Origin of the sequence: Paenibacillus sp. FSL M7-1414 (assembly GCF_038003195.1) — a bacterium.
In the GTDB taxonomy this organism is placed as follows: Bacteria; Bacillota; Bacilli; order Paenibacillales; family Paenibacillaceae; genus Paenibacillus; species Paenibacillus amylolyticus.
This window is the reverse complement of record NZ_JBBOOS010000001.1, coordinates 1,719,474-1,737,915: the sequence shown is the minus strand read 5'-3', so window position 1 is coordinate 1,737,915 and position 18,442 is coordinate 1,719,474. Positions and strand designations below refer to the sequence as shown.

The following is an 18,442-nucleotide window of genomic DNA, read 5'->3' as shown; positions in this document are numbered from 1 at the left end:
TGGAAAAACAACTAATCTAGATGACTTAACACATTTACGCTGCTAAGTTTCCAACCATGCCTTCCCTTTTCAACGGTATGTACACTGGTGTTGTCCATGGGATAAAAGCTGGATTTATTGCTCCATTCCTTCTTCTCAAGCAGATAATACAGGATGTTAATCACTCCGCCGTGAGTAATTAACAGAACATTGGACTTGACTGTTTGTTCCTCTATATCTCTAAGAAGATTCTCGAAAGATATGCTTATCCGGTTATAAAAATCCCTTGGACTTTCTCCTCTCGGAAAAGGTGAATCCATTTCAAGGGTGTTGTAATAAACTCCTGGGTAATGTTCTTCAGCATCCTTATGGAGCATGCCTGCCAAATCTCCGTTATTCATCTCACGCCAATCTTTCATTAAGCTAGCCTGCATGTTTAATTTCTTCTCAATTTCCCGTGTAGTCTGCACTGCACGAGGAAGATCACTGCTAATAATCGTATGTATGTTGTACTCCTCAGCATGATGATGCAAATGCTCTCCCAGTTTCCTGGATTGATTGATTCCCTGTTCCGTAAGTCCACGATCACTCCATCCGCCTCGATACCCTTCCTCATCCATCCCATGCCTTACCAGGTAAATTTTCAAGATCTCTCCTCCTTTTCACATTGAACTGGTTAACTATATATGTAACTGGTTTCGCTTGTATCAAATAAACCCGACCTCAGATAGCTTCTATCCAAGATCGGGTATTTCCTGCTTACCATTTATCTTACAAATGTGTTATGAACTCGCTCGGATTTGATAAAGTAAGGAATCCAGATGGCACAAGTAAGTACCGACTTGCCAATATCTCTTAACGAGTTTCCATCCTCAAGTTCTCTCGCCATCGGAATCTGAAGCAACAATAGATAATCAATGATACTAACGGCTAGACTGACACTATAAAATATGATCATAAGACGAGGAAAGATCGATTTTCTACTATACAAAGCAATGATAGTATATATGCTAAACACTAAAAAAAGTGCGTTATATACCGTTTCAAAAATAACGACCGGTCCCCATAGCGGGTGATAATATTCAGATTGCTTCGAAGTTAGCAACTCCCAAGTCTCTGTTGTAAGCATGGGCAAACAATACATAACCAATTGGAGCGCCAGGAAAATCAACGTAAGAAATAATCCAATCTGGACGAGAATCAGCCAACCACCTAAGCCCGATACGCCTAGTGGACGGTAGTCTGTCTTTTGCTCTTGAATATGTGGTTCCACCTCTTAACACTTCCTTAACTAGTTTTGTTTTTCTGAGATGAGTCTTCCTCGTAATTGTAAATTGAATCTACGGGTGATTCTTACCCCTTCATTCACGTGCGTTGTATGTATTTTCACACTCTCCTTATAGCAATCTCTCCGCCCTCCTATTATATAGAATTTTACACAACTTCCTTATTGTACTACGAGTGTCAAGGCACAGGTTACCAAACATCATACTCATCCACTGTAAAAGCCAAAGAAAGACCTTCGCTATACTTCCGCCATGTTCAGTAAAGTACACGTACGTCATAATCCTCTTATACAGATGCAGATGGTGACTCTGCATTTGACTACAAAGGAGGATATGGATATGACCAATCCCAAAGTAAAACTTTTGCCTTTTGCCGACATTTCAAACTATGTCGAGGGCTTCGATATCGTTTCCACCCAGTGGGGCGGGGATGGCCTTGTTTATGTGCTTTTGATGAATCAGATCCCCGAAAGAGAACGAGGTATGTTCGTTCAAAGTAAATTGAATCAAAGCTATACGTACAAAGTGCTCATTGTGACAGATCAAACTATCGAGGAAGTTGTCATCTGGGGGCAGACGTTCAATTATCATTACGTACAGCCATTACATGATCATCTGCTGCTCGTCGGAGCACGGTGTGCGAATTACGGAAATGAACAGTTTGATCTGAACGCCAAAGTGTGTGATTTAGACGGAAATACGATCCGCGAGTTTCTGTTGGGAGACGGTATCCAAAGTGTACAGGTCACAGAGAAGGGAACGATCTGGACCAGTTACTTCGATGAAGGGGTATTTGGTAACTACGGATGGAGCGATCCAATTGGATCAAGCGGTCTGCTGGCCTGGGATGAGCACGGTAATAAAGTGTACGAAAACCGCGCAGCTGACATTGCAGATTGTTACGCACTCAATGTGGTAAATGAGAAGCAGGTCTGGTTCTACTTCTATACCGATTTTGAACTCGGTTGTATCTCAGGGGGAACCAGTGAACCTAACGTAACATTTATGAATCCAAACATCTCCGGTTCCTCTGGCCTCAGTACGGATGGTTATCATTTCTTGTTCGATGCCGGGTACGGTAAACATGGTACGTTTGTCCTTAAGAAAATGGAGAAGCCCGGAAGAATGAGCAAGGGGCAGAAGATTGATTTGCTAAATGAAGATGATCACCCCTTCAAGCAGGCACGACAGGATTTTCGCCAACATCGTCTGCTACTCAGTGAAGGTAACTTCTTGTATCGGGTAACGATGGAGGAGATTACTTCCGCTTCTGGTTTGGATTAGTGGAACAGCGTGAAGAGGGTTATTTCTTAAAAGACAATCCCTCTTCTTCCAAAGCGCTTCGCAGTTTGGGCATGGCAGATGGCCCGATTCCGTGAAGTTTCAGGATCTCTTTCTCCGTGTACTCCGCAAGTTGCAGTAGTGTTGTGATGCCTTCATTCTCCAAGGCCCGTCTGGCGGGAGCTGACAATAAGGCTAGAAATCCCTCTGTCGGTTTACGTTCAGCTTCGCACGTCGGACAGGTTGGGCAATCACTTTTTTTATAATACAAATGTCCTTGTTCGCATGTTCTGAGTGTTCCTTTATCGTTTGCCATGTGGGCATCACTCCTTATAAATTGTATAATATAACCAAGGCAACCTGAATGATAGTTTACTCATAGGAGTGTGTAGAATGGAATTAAAAGACAAGTTGTTATTAATAAAAGAGAATGACTACCAAGCACCTTCAGATATATTTCCATTAGTACAAGAAATGATACATAACATCGGTTCTTTGGATGCCCAGCTACGTGATGAATTAATTTACACAACCTTATCGAATTGGATTCCTGGTCATGCTCTGACTGTGTACGAACTAGAGCAAATCTTACCCGTAGTCTTGGATGAAAACCATTTGCATTTTAGACTTGGAGAAACAAATTCAGACGCTGTATTCACTCGATCTTTCTCTATGTTGGTTATATCACTCTTTTTATCCAGGCATAGAGAATCACCATTTCTCTCAAAAGAACACATTCATCAGATAAAAGGGAACGTATTCTACAATGTACAAAAAGAGCGTGATAACCGTGGACATGACGAAGTAAAAGGCTGGGCTCATGCCATAGCACACGCAGCAGATGTTTTGGATGATTTAGCTCAATGTAGCGAACTAGATGAGACCGATCTCTTAACTATCCTCGACCTAGTTTATCAAAAGATAACCGTCACAGATCGCGTGTACTCCGATGGGGAAGATGAAAGAATGGTGAAATCCATCATTAGTGTCTTAAATAGAAGGATGCTTAGTAAGACTTACATAAAGCAATGGATTCAACGTTTTGGTGATGTAGAGAAAGATGCAGAATTTCTTCCCTCGTTTAGGCAAAAGAATAACATAAAAAACTTTCTAAAGAGTCTATACTTCAGGATTAAATTTCACCAATTGGATGCTGATCTCGATCCAACTATTGAGCACACATTATATAAAGTAGAACCCGTATATTACTCATGATTATCAGTCCTTCCAGATTTTCACCCTTATCTCAGACATATTATTGGAAGGAATCGCAATTTTAATTATTGTTAAATTCAGCTCCAAACAAATTGAAATTAGGTTATGAATTCGGCTTGTTTTCTTACCATATAACTTACATTCCGTACTCGGCAAAAACGGCTGCATATTTCTTTTCTAATATGGCCCAGCGCTTTTCGGCTCCGTATTTGGCGTGCAGTTGCTGTAAATAATGCTTGGCTTCTTCCGTATCGCCGGCTTTTAGCAGGAAGCGGAAGGTTACTTCGCTTAAATGTAGAGCTGTCTTGTCCATATAATAATGGACTATATCTTTGGCCCCTGTTAGCGAGTGTAGGAATGACATTCCCTCTTCCAAATGTGACACCAGTTCTTTCGATAAAGCGTCTGGATCGATATCAGGCGTTAAGGTATAGTGGGCCGGAGCGGCAGGGGCTATTTCTCTGATTCGGCAGGTAAAATGAGATGTGAACTCCAATATGTCTCCATTCAATCCAACGGAATGCAACTCCGCAAGTTCGGTGGAATGAACACCACAATTAACATAAAACTGGACTTGTCTACTGGTGTTATACTTTGCTCTTTGAATGTTGAACTTATATGCGAGGTTTCCATCCGCTTTGTAGAAATTCAGATTTTTCTTCGAATAGCCGTGTTTGGCAAATACGGGTTTGACGTCTGTTTTGATGATCTTCTTAAAAAGTTCCTGCATTGATATCACTCCCAAGGCAAAGTTTATTTAATTCGTTGTTACCCTTTTTTGTTCAGAATCATGCTTGTTCTATTTTATAAAAATAAGGGCCACACATGGATTCGTGCGTATACACGTACGTCCATGTAAACGCTCGGTCGAAGATATAGATATCCTGCTCCGAATCAAAATCCGCTGCAATGACCCGATTCGCGTTTTCGTATAAAAGCACCCAACCACCACTTTCATACATCACATATACTTCATCTTTCGGCTCGGCATCGAAAGCATCTCGTGCTTCATCATGTGTCAGACATTTCTGTTGTTCATAACTGAACATATGCCACTTGTACTGGCTATAATGGATAGACTCTTTGACCACATCATCGATATTATGGGCAAATACGCTGTCCCATTGCTGTACAATCCCTTCGGATTCCTCATACAGTTCGGATACGACAACCCCTTTATCCTGCAATTTCTCCTTGAACATATATTCCTGATGGATACGCTCAATCCCCCAATATGCTCGGTTCAGTTCCATTTCGGGTAACGCATCCAGCAGCTCGTTAATTTTATCTCGAATCATCATTACCTCCGTAAGTTATCTGGAATTATAATACCTGGCCCTTGCCTGACTGTTTAGCTTCATTTCGCAGTACATAAGCCAGTTTGTACATCTCCGCAATGTCATGTCTGTTCTGTTTCTGGAATCTTTGGATCGCTTCATCAATCTCTACCACTTCCACTGCAACCACCTGCTCACCATCCTCCGGATTCAGCGGATCACCGACAAGTTCAACATCTCCATAACCGATGATTCGTACGAAATGGGGATGCGGGATATACGGTCGATACGGTTCCAACGCACTGGATGTGCAATAGAATTGACCAAAGATCTGATAGGACCGCATTTCTGCCCCAAGTTCCTCCATCAGTTCGCGTTTTAATCCATCCATATACTGCTCACCTGCTTCAAGCGTACCCCCAGGCAGCTCCCAGGCTCCATTATCCAGTTGGAAGACAACACATTGATCCCCGACAAACGGAATGATGCTAATATTACTCACCAGCTTTTCATCCACGATGTCGTTCAATCTGAACTCCGCCTCAATAATTCCCCAATGAATTGACGTACTCAGCGCCGGAAATAGTTCCGCACTCAAGCTACTCATCCGCACCCGATCCTCTCTATCTAATTCCACTATTCTTCCAATTATAGTCGAAAACACAGAAAGAAGGCCACCTTCCCACCGGGGAATACGTGACCCTCTTCTTACGCTCTCTGCCCTTAAGCCTTGAATCAGTGTTCTCTCCAGACTCTCAGACCATTCTCCTTCTAATGCTGCACCAGTTTCCCATTTTCCAAAAAAAGAACCCGGCTACAGAGCGGCAAAATCCGCTCATCATGCGTAACCATCACTGCACTCTTGCCCTGCTCTTTCACGAGCCGTGCAATCATGCCGACAATATCCAGCCCACGTTCCGCATCCAGACTGGCTGTTGGTTCATCCGCGAGCAGAACAGCCGGATCGTTCATCAATGCCCGTGCAATGGCGACCCGCTGACGTTCCCCGCCAGACAGCTTCTCTGCATATGCCTTCCTCCGATGGGTTAACCCTACCGTATCCAACAACTCATCCACTCGTTTCTCCGCCTTATTTTTATCCGTTCCGGCGAGCTTTGCGACCACCATCAGTTGTTCTTCTACTTTCAGATACGGAATGAGGTTGGCACTTTGAAATATAAAACCAAGCTGCTGAAGCCGTACATCGGATATATCTTGTTTGCTTTTGCCCATAATAGAGGCTCCGTCCAGCAAAACCTGTCCTTCCGTCGGTTCAAGAAGTGCGCCTGCAATGGACAAGAATGTACTTTTGCCCGAGCCGGAAGGCCCCATCACAGCCACAAGTTCCCCTTCAGCAACCTCAAGGTGCAACTTGTCCAGAATCGTCCGTTTACTGCCACCATCTTCAAAGGTCTGTGTAATTCCCTGCAATACCAATCGGTTTCTCATGCTGCTGTCCTCCCAATCGCATCAAGTGCATCAATTTTGGTAACCTTCCACACCGAGAACAATGAACCCGCCATAGACATGAGTATGAATAATACACAGGTCAGTGCGAGGGTGGATAAACCTAATTGAAACGGCATCGATGCTGGCAAGATGGACTCAAACAGTCGAACCAATAGTACGCTAATCACCAGACTGCCAACCGACAGAACCAACACTTGTAACGAAACACTACCCGCCAGATAAGCATTCCGCGTTCCGATGGCTTTTAATATACCGAACTGACTCGTTTTCTGAATCGTGATGACATAGAAGAATACCGCAAGCACAAACGCCGAGATGACATATAGAAAAGCGATCATCATGAGCAACGATCCCTGCTCTTCCTTATATCCAGGAATGGCCGATACGGCATCCGACTTCGTTATGATTTCCGTATTAGACAATGCAACACTCAGGCGGTCTACCTGATCGCCCCCATCCTTAATCGCAATAGCATTGTATATCGAAGCATTGGCATTGGTGTCCCCTGAACTTTGCGAAGTTCGTGAACCTCCTTGAAGCGTAAGCCATTCCTGTTCATTCAGGAACACCACTGGGGAGTGACTGAAAGACTCATTTTGTACAAATCCACCAACGGTCCACTCCGTTCCCGAAGCTTGATCGACCAGAACGGTACCAATCGTGACACCAGATTCAGACAACTTTTGGTCCACCACAACCTGCCCTTTTGTCTGATCCGTAATCAGAGACCCTTCAGTCACCGTTGGAGCAAGCCAGCCCTCCGGATTAACCATGAACAGCGTGACATCGATCTTTTTTGTGTCGCCGGTTGGACTGACGGTTGTCATTTTCACACCGAGTGGCTCAGCGTTCTCTTGCCCCACTACGGAGCGAGCTTGCTCAAGCTGATCCTGATCCACTTGTGACCGGGTGAACCGATGATTCGAATCCTGCTCCAGCACAAAGTGGGTTGCTGCCATATTTTTGACCGAAGCTGCGTTATCATACGCCAGCCCCTGTGCAAGACCTGTAACAAACAGTACCAGAAATGAAACCAGCACCATGATTGTAGCAATTAAGGCATAGCGCCCTTTGGCATACCTCATTTCCCGAATAGCCAAGTACATGTTCTGTGACCTCCCTCTTGATAATCCAAGTATAGGAGGCGAAAATGAACGGCAAATGAATAACAGATTACATCTGCGGAAGTGTCACCGTGAAGACTGTACCCTCAGGCGAACTGGAAACCTCGATTGTACCGTCATGAATTCGGATAATTTTCTGCACAATGGCAAGTCCAAGCCCGGTTCGTCCAGAAGAACGTTCCCGCGCACGATCCACCCGATAGAATCGATCGAACAGGAAAGGCAGATGCTCCGCAGCAATCCCGTCTCCTGTATCCCGAATCTGAATCACATACTGGTTATCCGACTGCTCCGCATGAATCTCGATGCTTCTTCCCTGTGGCAGATGATTCACTGCATTACCCAGCAGATTCATCCACACCTGCATGAGCAGCACTTCATTGCCGACCAGCTGGATGGATTCGGGCACCGATATCCGAAGCAGCAGTTCTTTTTCTTCGAGTTGCCATTGCAGCACCTGAACCGTTTGCCGGAATTGATCTCGCAAAGAGAACTTCACTTTGGACAGATCTTCGTTGCCTTGTTCAAGGGAGGACAGGAGAAGCAGTTGTTTACTGAGCAAGGAGAGATGACGACTCTCTTCCTCAATGATCGATGCATAGTGCTCCCGTTCCTGTTCAGGCAGATCCCGATCCGCCACCAATTGGGCAAAACCCTGAATCGAGGTCAGCGGTGATTGAATCTCATGCGATACATTCGATACAAACTGCTGCCGCGCCTGATCGACCCTTTCCAATTCACGACTCATGGTCATGAAATGCTGGGCCAGCTGTCCAATCTCATCCCGCCTTGCGGTAGGCAATTTCAGATTATATTTTCCTTGAGCAACGCGCTTGGTCGCCTCGGACAGACGTTCAATCGGATTGACCAGATAGCGGGTACTGATCAGAAAGATCAGGATACTAATACCTATCGTCAATGCTCCAATCAGCGCAAAAAAGATTCGCAGCTCACCGAATTGCAGAATTACATCCGGGCGCATAAAGAGAGCGTAATTGGCATTGCCCAGTTGCAGATGAACACCCACGGTGTTACTTAATTGATTATCGAAAAAACCGGTAATGAAAGGTTTACTCGGAAACTGAGCGACACCATGGTATACCTCACCCCGCAGCACCAGATCTACAGCTTGCTTATTCAGATCTTTTTCACGGAATTCGCGGCCATAGAATTGGTCAGTGCCTTTTCCATCCGTCACATAGATTTCGTATCCGAGTGCGGCGGCATTGTTCAGATAATCCTCCATCGTGCCGGGTTGCTGCTCCACAAACTGCTTCATTTGCATCGCGATGCCCACCAGTTTCTCATCATTAAAATCCTTGAGCTTTGTATGGTAGTAGATATTCGACAAAAGAAAACCGAGCATGCCGCTGACCATAATCACCGCAATCGTAATGAGGAATACCCGGACGTACAAGGTCCTCAAGGTGCTTTCACCTCCATCTTGTATCCAATGCCCCGGACCGTCTGAATGACGAAGTCATCCGTATAATCGGCAAAACGATCACGGAGTCGCTTGATATGTACATCAACGGTACGGTCATCTCCTTCATAATCTGCTCCCCATACGAGCCGAATGAGCTCATCCCGCGAGAACAAACGGCTTGGAAACTGGGCAAGCTGTGAGAGTAATTCAAATTCTTTCATTGGCAAAAAGAGAATGGATTGCCCATCGGTAACCTCCACATTGTTGCGGTCAATGACAATCCGGTTCATACGGATAATATCGCTGGATGTGCGATGGTACCGACGAAACAACGCCTTTACCCGATAGACCAGTTCTTCAGGTTCAAACGGCTTGGTCACGTATTCATCCGTTCCTTTCAAATAACCGTCTCTCTTGTCAGATAGCTGATCTCGAGCCGTCAGCAACATAATTGGAATGTCGTAATGCTGCCGAATGTAATCACATAACTCCAGTCCATCCATACCTGGCATCATCACATCGAGGATCGCCAGATCGATCGGCGTTTCTTGCATCAGTTTGACCGCTGCCAATCCATCCTGTGCTTCATGGACCCGATACCCTTCCTTGGTCATGACATGCCGCAGGAGTGCTCGAATATTGGCATCATCGTCTGCCAGCAGCAGATGTTTCATATGGTTGTCCGCCCTTCTATGTAACAAGTACATCTCACTTTGATTCTGCACAGATGGTAGCATAAAAGCAATCTCATTCGCCAGCACACATTCCCGGAAACACCGCGGCCATGTTTACATTTCCATGAATCTGGTTGACACTATTATGAGGCACAACTATAATAAAACCATAATATATGAACGAACGCTCATATATTCATTTGTTAGTGATTAACCATCGCTAAGGATCAATTATAGCCACACTAGAAACCATATTACATAACGGAGCAAGGCTCCAAAGGAGAGGATTTATATGTCCGGACATCATCACGATCAGAACCATGGGCACGATCATGGACACAACCACGCTCATACTACCAATAACAAGAAAGTCCTGTTGTTTTCCTTCATTATTATTACCATCTATATGATCGTTGAAGCCATTGGTGGATTCATCACCAACAGTCTCGCGCTCATCTCGGATGCAGGTCATATGTTGTCCGATTCCATTGCACTCGGGATCGCTTTACTGGCGTTCACCTTTGGTGAAAAAGCAGTGAATACTGGTAAAACGTACGGGTACAGAAGATTTGAAATTTTGGCCGCTACGTTAAACGGAATTACGTTAATCGCCATTGCGCTCTACATTTTTTACGAAGCCATTGGTCGTTTTATCCACCCGCCAGAAGTCGCAACCATAGGTATGTTAATCATCAGCGTCATTGGATTGCTCATTAATATTCTGGTGGCCTGGATCATGATGCGTGGTAGTGATACAGAGAATAACCTGAATATGCGCGGGGCTTATCTCCATGTCATCAGTGACATGCTGGGATCGGTTGGGGCCATTGCGGCAGCACTGCTCATGATGTTCTTTGGCTGGGGTTGGGCCGATCCACTGGCGAGTGTGATTGTCGCGGCGTTGGTATTACGAAGTGGTTTCTATGTCACCAAATCATCCCTGCATATTTTGATGGAAGGCACTCCAGCCAATGTCGATGTGAATGAACTGGTGCAGACCATTAAACAAGTCGATGGCGTCAAAGGTGTACACGATGTGCATGTCTGGTCCATCACCAGTAACCTGAATGCGCTGACCGCTCATATTGTGGTGGATGGAATGATGGATGTTTATGCATCCGAGATCCTGGTTCAGAAGATTGAACATATGCTGGAGCATAAAGAAATCAAACATGTGACGCTCCAAGTAGAGTCCGAAAAACATCTGCATGACACCTCGGTATTATGTACCGTCAAAGGCGACGCACCAGATGCTCACGCACATCATCACCATTGAGAAGGGTAACAAATATTAGTTGCTTCTAAATGAAAACAGGGCAGATTCCCCGGTGAAGGGAACGCCCTGTTTTTATTTTCCTAAGTTCAGCTTTTTGGTATGAGTAGAAAATAGAATAGCCTTTACCTAACCGTAGCGGGCTCTGGACTACTTGTATCTGGAGAGTAACTTCTCTTTCTTTTGATCGAATTCATATTCTGATATGATATTTTTTTCTTTTAAGTCACCTAGCTGAAGCAGTTGTTCATGAACATTTACAGGGGTCTTTTTTCTCTTGCTTGATATGATCAAAGCTAGGATTGAGAAAAGCAGACCATACAGGACACCCAAAATCCCCAAACCTGCCGCTACCTCCGCACTTTCTTGCGAACCATCTATAAAAACTACGATAAATAAAAAATTGAGTAAGAACCCAATAAGGCTAACGATTGATAATGCTTTCAATGAATATTCCTCCTAAAGGTTATGTATATTTCTATTCAAAATCAGGAAAGGTCGGTCCGAATACTAAACATCAACCTCGTCCCAGTTTATAATGACGTATCCAAGCTGAAACAACAGGATGACAATATAACTGATGTTGATTCCCAAACTGGTCTTAACTTTCTTGATCTGATCCAAGAAATCTTCTTTGTTCATTTTTCCGCGTTCCAGCGTGGACTTCATCCAAGCCTTTCTCAATTCCTAGCTTAAAGCTTACATTCACGCTTAAGGTCAGAATGACTAATCCAAAACCTATAAAACTTAAATACGGTGTGAATTTGTTGCTTCGCATGTGCTCTTCCCTTCCGGCAATCTCCATTTGTCTAGTGACTGTTTCATTCAAGATTGCAGATTCACTGTAGCCCAAATACTCAACTTCATTAATCTCCGCCACCACCACAAGATGAACAGCTGGATGAGCTGCAAGAAGAGTCAGAAGATGATCCCGAGGATGATCCGGATTCTCCCGAGGAACTACTACTGTCGGTACATTGATCCGCATAACAGCTGGAACTGCTCGTGCAACTACTGCTTGACGAGGAACCATAGGCTGCCTTTTCCTGTGGAAGAATTTCCTGCTCCAGCCGGCCCATGTGTAGCCCATATGTCGCCTCGTTATGCATGGAGTAATATATCATGGCGCTAGCCATGACGAGAGCTACATCGCTACTTCCGGAAGATGCTGGAGACAGCTCTTCTTCACTTAGAGTTGCGGATCTACGTAGTTGACCAATCAAGTAGGCAATCACCTGAGCAGCTTCAGGATCCTCCTGCATGCGTCTGGCATGAAACAGTTCATTCACCAGTTCGGATTGATCTCCCTGTGCGATCAGCTTCTGTACATCACTGGATAATGGGTAAGTGAAAAAATCACCCCAGATTGCAGCACTGTAGGGGGTGAACTCAAATAATTGGCAGTACACCCAGTCAAACCATGCACGTGCTTCTGGCGTTTCGCGGCGGGTGATTGCCGGCTCATGGTGTACCGTGGAACCCATTAATTCTGCACAAAAATCAGCGTAAGATTTCGTAAACATCAGCATCTCATGCCACAAATCATCAACTTCATCACTGAACATGGGCACCTGCTTAAGTAATGAAGCCATAATGAAATATCGCTTAAGCTCTATCAATTTCCACCGATACTCCAGCGTTTTCATGTGAGGATATTCCTGTTGAATTCGGATCTTGAGTTTGTTGGCAAAATGCTTATTGTAACTCTTCTCCAATTGAAGAATGGTTTGCTGATAGGAGACTTCTTCTCGAAGTCCAAGATTCAATGGTGCTTTTTTTCGTCTGTACGTAACTTTCATCTGTTTTCTGCGTCTTCCTGCTGCTGGACGGAAAATCTTGAGCTTACGTCGAACCATATAGGCTGTTACAACTAAAACTGCTGCAAGGTAGTAGTAGATCGGCATAATAAAACCACTCCTCTCCGTTGATCTTCTCTATGTAGGGTTAAACTATCATAAGTATAAATGAGGAACGGCAGTGATTAATAGAGCCCTTTGGCATACATGCCAGAGCTCTGTTTTTGTATATTTCTTTGTTGCTCATTGTTATGAAATGGCAATGATTATTGGAGATAGGGTATTTCCCGGGAAACTTTCCACCCATGGCGTACTCCCCCCAAGGCACACCTACCGCTAAAGCAACTTGAAAGAGAATCACGATTAGGATCAGGAAGGTAAATGCTATTGCTGACGTTAATACGATCATGACCACACTCCTAAATCATAGGTGATTATAATGGTTTATCATAAAGTACCCGAGCTTGATCACAGTTCAACGGTTCGGTAAAAGATACTTTCAAGAAGTATTCCAGCTGCCATTGCTGTGTTTTTAGAGCCTGTTTACTTGTTGGTTTGTCCCAAGGCGGGTATACACGTATGGCTCGCTTGCCACCTTTGCCTTGATCCGATATGATATCTCGCTGTAACAATACATGCTTTGGAAATACAAATTGACCAAAGTGGCTGCCTGCGCGCGTACTAATGACATACACATCTGCTGGATCTGATCCATCATATGGCTGTGTCGTTCCATCCTCACTCCGCTGCCATAGGGTAACAAATTGTCCGATCTTGGTTGGCGTGGTTTTGGCGACGCGAAATCGAATGGAGAGAGCATTTATGGTGAACACATATGCACCATATTCAGCATTTTGTGCTTCTTCATATGGTTGTGAGCATACAAAGCCACACTTGTCATAGATAAGTTCTTTACTGGCAAGTAAGTCGCCATGAAGTACATCGGAGGTCGTCCAAGCATTCAGACGATTCAAACTACTTTTGTTATCAAACTTGTGATATCTCTCCTTTCTTGTATAGTCTGAACTAAGGCATTTGCGATAGCTGTAAAAAGTTTGTTAGTTCAAAGTTCCTGACATAATCGCTTCCATTCATGCCAAGCCTTCAAATACTCAGGCAGATCATCAGGATGATGCTTGTTACTCAGCCCAATTCGGCAATATAGATGGACCTGAGCTTCCTCTATCAATCTGGATTTATCCATATCTACTTGCTCTAAAAGTTCGAACGTAGCAAATAATGTTTCGGTGTTGATATCATCCGGCGAAGAGCTAAAAGCATACAAGAAATCATAGAGGATAGGTCCAACCATTGGAGATGGGTCAATAACGCCGATGAGTTCATTTTTATCATATACAAAATTATGAACCCCCGTATCGCCATGTAAAAGAAACTTTTCTTCTTCCTCATGAAAAAGACGATCCACTTTGGATTGAACCAGATTATAATCATCTGTCGTTAAAACACTTCCGATATTCATCTTTGCTTCATGAATACTAATCTGATTGAATTCTTTCCATGTCCTCTGTGGGAACTCTATTCTGCCCCATGATTTCGTATCTGTAGAACGCACATATGTATTGAATAACTCTTTCACCAGACGAGTTAACCAGTCTCTTTTCTGGCCCCGGTTGAAATGGGTCGTACCTTCCATATACGTATAAATGAAATAAGTGTTATCCGGATCAGTCAACAAAACTTCAGGCAGTAACGAAGAATTCTTATACGTATCCAAAAACTGCTGGGCGATGTGAATCTGTTCGGGTTCATCTGATTTCAAAATATAGTGCTTATTCAGACTTGTACTCAATCGATAAATACGTCCAGCTGTGGTACCTGACAAACTTTGAATTTCAGATATTTCTTCGTTGATGGAATGCATCTTGAATAAGTCATTGATCTCATTAATCGTTGGATTAATTAACATATGGTTCTCCTCATAATAACTAGGATCTGAATTCATTTGTCGAAGATAAGGTGAGTGAGTTTAGATTTCAATCGCACAGTCGGTTGGATTATCTTTCAAAATGCGCCCGTTCCTCTTGATTGGAGCTAAACATATAATCTGGATACTGGTTTGCCATGGGTGGAAGCTGATCCTCGGGGAAAAACTGCAGATCCTTCATCTCTTCATTATCGGGCGTGAGTTGCCCGTATTTGATCCTGCATTCAAATACGATAGTCAAATATTCAACCTGATGACCATTACTGTATGTAAACCGTCTTGCTTCACCCCCGTATACCCCGATAATCTTCTCGGGTTCAACAACTAGACCTGTCTCTTCCAGTGCCTCTCTTACCATCGCTTGCGCCGGTATTTCACCAAGCTCAATTGCTCCAGCAATCAGCCCCCAGGTTGATTCGTTATGTTTACGACCGAACAGAATCTCCCCTTGTTCATTTCGGATAATCCCAGCTACACCCGGCATAAAAACAAGCTCGTTGCCGATCTTTTCCCTCAGGTTTTTGTAATAGTCTGACATGCCCATACACAGTTACCTCCTGTCTTTTAATTACTGAATTCTCTTCCATGAATGATCCATTGTACGGCATCCCAAATATCTTCTGCGATATAATCAGGTTCGGTCTCCATCCATTTGTCTCTGAATTTGGTTAATGAAGATTCCCCCCAGCCTGTTCGCACCATGATCTTGGTCGCTCCTACGGCATGGGCAGCAAGCATGTCTGTATCTCCTACATCTCCAATTACTATGCATTTGGATAAATCCAGACCGTGTTCCTCTGATGCCTGTAATAACATTCCGGGTTTAGGCTTTCTGCAACTGCATTCTTGCTCATGCGGACATATATAGGAGTGATCGAATCCATACTCACGAAATTGCTCTTCAAAATCCTCAACACTTGCTTCTCCACGTGAGATTCGATATTGATTCGTAAAAGCCAGTACCATAATTCCTTCTCGCTTTAAATGCATAATTGCTTCTTGAGCATTGGGGTATAATCTGAAATCTCTCGGATGAATAAAATGACCTGTACCACCAATTGTTCCATCTCTGTCTATAAAAACAGCTTGTACGTTCACCTGTGGGTTCATCAAGGTCCGTTCCCTTCTCAGAAAAATTTCAAGGTGTTCATCTATACTTTTTCGTCAATAATATGCTTGCTACCATCTTGCTGCTTATGGTGTTGCAATTTTTTAATTTCAGTTTTCAGATAGTGTACTTCTTTGATTAATACATCCAGCTTTTTCGATGTTTTGGATGAATCTATCGCATAACGTACAATTGCTGCAAAGATAAGAACGACAATTAAACATATAAGTGATACTACTAAAGCTCCATAAAACTCCAAAATGGTGTTCAACTCCTTGCTGTCAAAATAATATGTTATAAAACTCTTCTGAAAACCAAAACCATATCATCCCTAATATAACCATTATGGTGCCTAGTACTTTTAATATTATTTCGATATGTTTAGGGATATCACTATTAGGTGGGTTATCTTCAAACTCGTAATTCGGTTTAATTTTTCGATATCTCATCAGAACAAATATTTTGTATAGAAAATCAGGAAAGAAGTAACATGCAATGCCCACGACAAATACGGGAGTAGATAAATAACCAAAGGTACTGGTGGTCCATTCCATCTCTATTCCCTCCATATTCATCCTCTTGGCCTCTCTCATTCTTCCTCTACGAGAATGTCAGCACAGCGAACAATCAATTCAGGCATACTCTCTCCCTCAAATAAAACATGAAGCTCATATCCGTTATCGATTCGATACAGCTCTTGATACAGCCAGTAACTGCCTACAATCCCACCGTCTTGCTTGATGATTTCGGGTGCAACCAGCGTAAGTTTATTTATATTGGTGAAGCCCCCACGGGTGTCAAAACGAATAACCACTTCATCCATCGTCAACAGTTCCGTTACCGTACAATCATGATATTGAACCCGGCCATGTATTTCATCGGGGATCTCCTGTGCCATCATTGTTTCCCTGTATTGGGTTGATACGCGTCCCATCTCTCTCCTATTTTCTGCACTTTTTTTCTTTAATTGCTGTAAAACTTCTCTCGTGCAATATCCCAATGTAAACACACGAATATCCGCAATTTGTTCAACGATTTCTAGTGGCAAATTCTCTGCCTTATATTGAAAAGTCCACTCTATCGATTCTTTGTACTCTTCCTTGCATTTCTTCTCATCAAAAGGAGGTCGTACATCATATTCTGCAATACGTTTCTCGATATGTGCTCTTTGTTCCGGCGGCATGTGAAATACGATCTGATCCTCTTCTGTCACTTCTTCCTCACCGAAAGCTTTGTCTAGGCGAGTGAGCACCTGTCCATCATGCTCCAGCATGAAACGTGGGTCCAAGTTATACATTCCGCGTTCTTCTTTCACATGCGCTTTTTCCTTTCTTTTATACAGCCTTAAAAATAGATTCTCATCTGACTCATTAGCTCCGTTATGTACTCTTAAACCAAAATGAAGATGTGTCTGTTGACACAACTCATACCATTCTTTCGTTAGATATCTCATAAGCACCTCTCCTACTGGTTTTTAGAAATCTACGTCAATAATCGTGTTAGCGATAACAGATCTCGTAAAGCCTAACACCTCGACCACTTCAGATCGATCTCGTTAGAAATTGCTCTATTGTTTGCATCGCTACGCCTCCAAAATCCTCAGCCTCAACGATTCCTTATATTCGCAAATGCACTGTTCTATCCCATGGTTTGAAACAATTTATGTTTAATCTCTTTGTCATTTCGCGCCGCCCATTCATACACTGATTCTACTCCTGCGGACTCCTGACCTCGTTGAAAATAAAAACATAGATCCATCGGCACTAACCGTTTACCATAGAGTTTGATGCCAATCCGTCTGTAATTCATATAAATACACTCAATCTGAGATGCATCATATCTCTGAAGTTTCATAGAAATCACATGATCGCTTTCCAGCGTAATACTGGGTTTAGTGAAAAACAAACGCCAGAGCAGAAAAACGATATAACCGAGAATAAAGGTCAATATAACGATCAGGAAGTACTTCATAATACCATTTTCATCATAAATAATATTTCTGAAAAACATAGCTTCAATGACCAACATACATAATAGGCTCAACCATGCTCTTGGATAAATCGTCTTGTATGTGATGAGTTCCACCTCCTAATTATTCTAACCATTAATCCGAAGCCACTCGGAAGGGGCTTTTCTGGCAAAATACTTTTCAACAAAATCCAAAATGTTATCAATCCCAGGCAATGCCGCATTTTCTTTAGCTTCGTCAAACGTCATCCATTGGTACTCGGTATGTTCATGATTTAACCGGACAACCTGGCTTTCATCCACATATCCTACGAATACGGGAGCGGTATAGATATACTCCCCCATGGGTGAATAATATTGTTCGAATTGATTGGCAGAATACAACCGGACTTCCGTAATACCTGTTTCCTCATGAACTTCTCTGAGTGCAGCTTCCCATGCCTTCTCGCCCTTTTCTATCCCGCCGCCAACATAACACCACTCGTTATGCAACATACGACCAGCCCGCTTTAGCATCAGTACACGGTATTGATCGAGGCTTTTCTTCAACAGAACTACAGCCACGCCTTCACAACGAATGGGAACTACCTGTTTCACGTGCTCTGCACCATCCACCTTCT

The 18,442-nt window shown here is 43.4% G+C and carries 26 protein-coding genes; 3 read left to right on the top strand and 23 right to left on the bottom strand.

Going from position 1 to position 18,442, the window contains the following annotated elements:
- Positions 1-11: 11 nt before the first annotated feature.
- Together MHH92_RS07860 and MHH92_RS07855 are read right to left on the bottom strand one after the other, a co-directional pair.
- Positions 12-626 (bottom strand): histidine phosphatase family protein, encoded by a 615-nt coding sequence (locus tag MHH92_RS07860; RefSeq protein WP_339188862.1) that lies wholly within the window; start codon positions 624-626, stop codon positions 12-14.
- Positions 627-745: 119 nt separating this feature from the next.
- Positions 746-1,252 carry a DUF2569 domain-containing protein gene (locus MHH92_RS07855; protein WP_047842146.1) on the bottom strand — a complete coding sequence of 169 codons (507 nt, stop codon included), beginning with the start codon at positions 1,250-1,252 and terminating at the stop codon, positions 746-748.
- Between the two features lie 352 nt (positions 1,253-1,604).
- On the opposite strand from MHH92_RS07855, the gene MHH92_RS07850 reads away from it, so the two are divergent.
- Positions 1,605-2,549, top strand: a complete 945-nt coding sequence (locus tag MHH92_RS07850) for a hypothetical protein (RefSeq protein ID WP_340903045.1) — start codon at positions 1,605-1,607, stop codon at positions 2,547-2,549.
- Positions 2,550-2,568: 19 nt separating this feature from the next.
- Here MHH92_RS07850 and MHH92_RS07845 read toward each other — a convergent pair whose 3' ends face one another.
- Positions 2,569-2,862, bottom strand: a complete 294-nt coding sequence (locus tag MHH92_RS07845; protein ID WP_036610457.1) for an RNA polymerase alpha subunit C-terminal domain-containing protein — start codon at positions 2,860-2,862, stop codon at positions 2,569-2,571.
- 77 nt (positions 2,863-2,939) lie between these two features.
- On the opposite strand from MHH92_RS07845, the gene MHH92_RS07840 reads away from it, so the two are divergent.
- Positions 2,940-3,761 carry a DUF2785 domain-containing protein gene (locus tag MHH92_RS07840; protein WP_340903041.1) on the top strand — a complete coding sequence of 274 codons (822 nt, stop codon included), beginning with the start codon at positions 2,940-2,942 and terminating at the stop codon, positions 3,759-3,761.
- A gap of 136 nt (positions 3,762-3,897) precedes the next feature.
- Here MHH92_RS07840 and MHH92_RS07835 read toward each other — a convergent pair whose 3' ends face one another.
- From MHH92_RS07835 to MHH92_RS07805, 7 genes are all read right to left on the bottom strand, one after another.
- The gene (locus MHH92_RS07835) at positions 3,898-4,491 is read right to left on the bottom strand and encodes a DUF4304 domain-containing protein (RefSeq protein ID WP_340903039.1); all 594 of its coding nucleotides are present in this window, start codon (positions 4,489-4,491) and stop codon (positions 3,898-3,900) included.
- 58 nt (positions 4,492-4,549) lie between these two features.
- On the bottom strand, positions 4,550-5,062 hold the full coding sequence (locus tag MHH92_RS07830) for a DUF4275 family protein (RefSeq protein WP_307414429.1): 513 nt from the start codon (positions 5,060-5,062) through the stop codon (positions 4,550-4,552).
- A gap of 22 nt (positions 5,063-5,084) precedes the next feature.
- The gene (locus MHH92_RS07825) at positions 5,085-5,645 is read right to left on the bottom strand and encodes an NUDIX hydrolase (RefSeq protein WP_340903036.1); all 561 of its coding nucleotides are present in this window, start codon (positions 5,643-5,645) and stop codon (positions 5,085-5,087) included.
- Positions 5,646-5,809: 164 nt separating this feature from the next.
- A complete protein-coding gene (locus MHH92_RS07820; protein WP_249911380.1) occupies positions 5,810-6,487 on the bottom strand; it encodes an ABC transporter ATP-binding protein in 678 nt (225 codons plus the stop codon).
- Positions 6,484-7,614, bottom strand: coding sequence for an ABC transporter permease (locus MHH92_RS07815; protein ID WP_340903034.1), 1,131 nt, complete (start codon positions 7,612-7,614; stop codon positions 6,484-6,486). Before MHH92_RS07815 ends, MHH92_RS07820 begins: the two co-directional genes overlap by 4 nt.
- A 67-nt stretch (positions 7,615-7,681) precedes the next feature.
- A complete protein-coding gene (locus tag MHH92_RS07810; protein ID WP_340903033.1) occupies positions 7,682-9,058 on the bottom strand; it encodes a sensor histidine kinase in 1,377 nt (458 codons plus the stop codon).
- Positions 9,055-9,732 carry a response regulator transcription factor gene (locus MHH92_RS07805; protein ID WP_253506705.1) on the bottom strand — a complete coding sequence of 226 codons (678 nt, stop codon included), beginning with the start codon at positions 9,730-9,732 and terminating at the stop codon, positions 9,055-9,057. Before MHH92_RS07805 ends, MHH92_RS07810 begins: the two co-directional genes overlap by 4 nt.
- 292 nt (positions 9,733-10,024) lie before the next feature.
- On the opposite strand from MHH92_RS07805, the gene MHH92_RS07800 reads away from it, so the two are divergent.
- The gene (locus tag MHH92_RS07800) at positions 10,025-11,008 is read left to right on the top strand and encodes a cation diffusion facilitator family transporter (RefSeq protein ID WP_340903031.1); all 984 of its coding nucleotides are present in this window, start codon (positions 10,025-10,027) and stop codon (positions 11,006-11,008) included.
- Positions 11,009-11,155: 147 nt separating this feature from the next.
- On the opposite strand, the gene MHH92_RS07795 is transcribed toward MHH92_RS07800, so the two are convergent.
- The 13 genes from MHH92_RS07795 to MHH92_RS07735 form a co-directional block, all read right to left on the bottom strand.
- Positions 11,156-11,452, bottom strand: coding sequence for an SHOCT domain-containing protein (locus MHH92_RS07795; protein ID WP_340903029.1), 297 nt, complete (start codon positions 11,450-11,452; stop codon positions 11,156-11,158).
- Positions 11,453-11,515: 63 nt separating this feature from the next.
- Complete coding sequence (locus tag MHH92_RS07790) at positions 11,516-11,674, bottom strand: hypothetical protein (RefSeq protein ID WP_340903027.1); 159 nt, start codon at positions 11,672-11,674, stop codon at positions 11,516-11,518.
- 197 nt (positions 11,675-11,871) lie between these two features.
- Positions 11,872-12,909 carry a hypothetical protein gene (locus MHH92_RS07785; protein ID WP_340903025.1) on the bottom strand — a complete coding sequence of 346 codons (1,038 nt, stop codon included), beginning with the start codon at positions 12,907-12,909 and terminating at the stop codon, positions 11,872-11,874.
- 40 nt (positions 12,910-12,949) lie between these two features.
- A complete protein-coding gene (locus MHH92_RS07780) occupies positions 12,950-13,210 on the bottom strand; it encodes a hypothetical protein (RefSeq protein WP_340903024.1) in 261 nt (86 codons plus the stop codon).
- A 25-nt stretch (positions 13,211-13,235) separates the two neighbouring features.
- Positions 13,236-13,775, bottom strand: coding sequence for a MepB family protein (locus MHH92_RS07775; protein ID WP_340903023.1), 540 nt, complete (start codon positions 13,773-13,775; stop codon positions 13,236-13,238).
- Between the two features lie 89 nt (positions 13,776-13,864).
- Complete coding sequence (locus MHH92_RS07770; protein WP_340903022.1) at positions 13,865-14,728, bottom strand: phosphotransferase; 864 nt, start codon at positions 14,726-14,728, stop codon at positions 13,865-13,867.
- Between the two features lie 88 nt (positions 14,729-14,816).
- The gene (locus tag MHH92_RS07765; protein WP_340903020.1) at positions 14,817-15,290 is read right to left on the bottom strand and encodes an NUDIX domain-containing protein; all 474 of its coding nucleotides are present in this window, start codon (positions 15,288-15,290) and stop codon (positions 14,817-14,819) included.
- 20 nt (positions 15,291-15,310) lie between these two features.
- A complete protein-coding gene (locus MHH92_RS07760) occupies positions 15,311-15,856 on the bottom strand; it encodes an HAD-IIIA family hydrolase (protein WP_036669414.1) in 546 nt (181 codons plus the stop codon).
- A 41-nt stretch (positions 15,857-15,897) separates the two neighbouring features.
- Positions 15,898-16,113 carry a hypothetical protein gene (locus MHH92_RS07755; RefSeq protein ID WP_036610495.1) on the bottom strand — a complete coding sequence of 72 codons (216 nt, stop codon included), beginning with the start codon at positions 16,111-16,113 and terminating at the stop codon, positions 15,898-15,900.
- A gap of 22 nt (positions 16,114-16,135) precedes the next feature.
- Positions 16,136-16,408 carry a hypothetical protein gene (locus MHH92_RS07750; protein WP_155985068.1) on the bottom strand — a complete coding sequence of 91 codons (273 nt, stop codon included), beginning with the start codon at positions 16,406-16,408 and terminating at the stop codon, positions 16,136-16,138.
- Between the two features lie 35 nt (positions 16,409-16,443).
- Positions 16,444-17,307, bottom strand: a complete 864-nt coding sequence (locus MHH92_RS07745; RefSeq protein ID WP_340903016.1) for a DUF4085 family protein — start codon at positions 17,305-17,307, stop codon at positions 16,444-16,446.
- A gap of 185 nt (positions 17,308-17,492) precedes the next feature.
- Positions 17,493-17,882 carry a hypothetical protein gene (locus MHH92_RS07740; RefSeq protein WP_340903015.1) on the bottom strand — a complete coding sequence of 130 codons (390 nt, stop codon included), beginning with the start codon at positions 17,880-17,882 and terminating at the stop codon, positions 17,493-17,495.
- Positions 17,883-17,951: 69 nt separating this feature from the next.
- Positions 17,952-18,437, bottom strand: coding sequence for an NUDIX hydrolase (locus tag MHH92_RS07735; protein WP_340903013.1), 486 nt, complete (start codon positions 18,435-18,437; stop codon positions 17,952-17,954).
- Between the last annotated feature and the right edge of the window lie 5 nt (positions 18,438-18,442).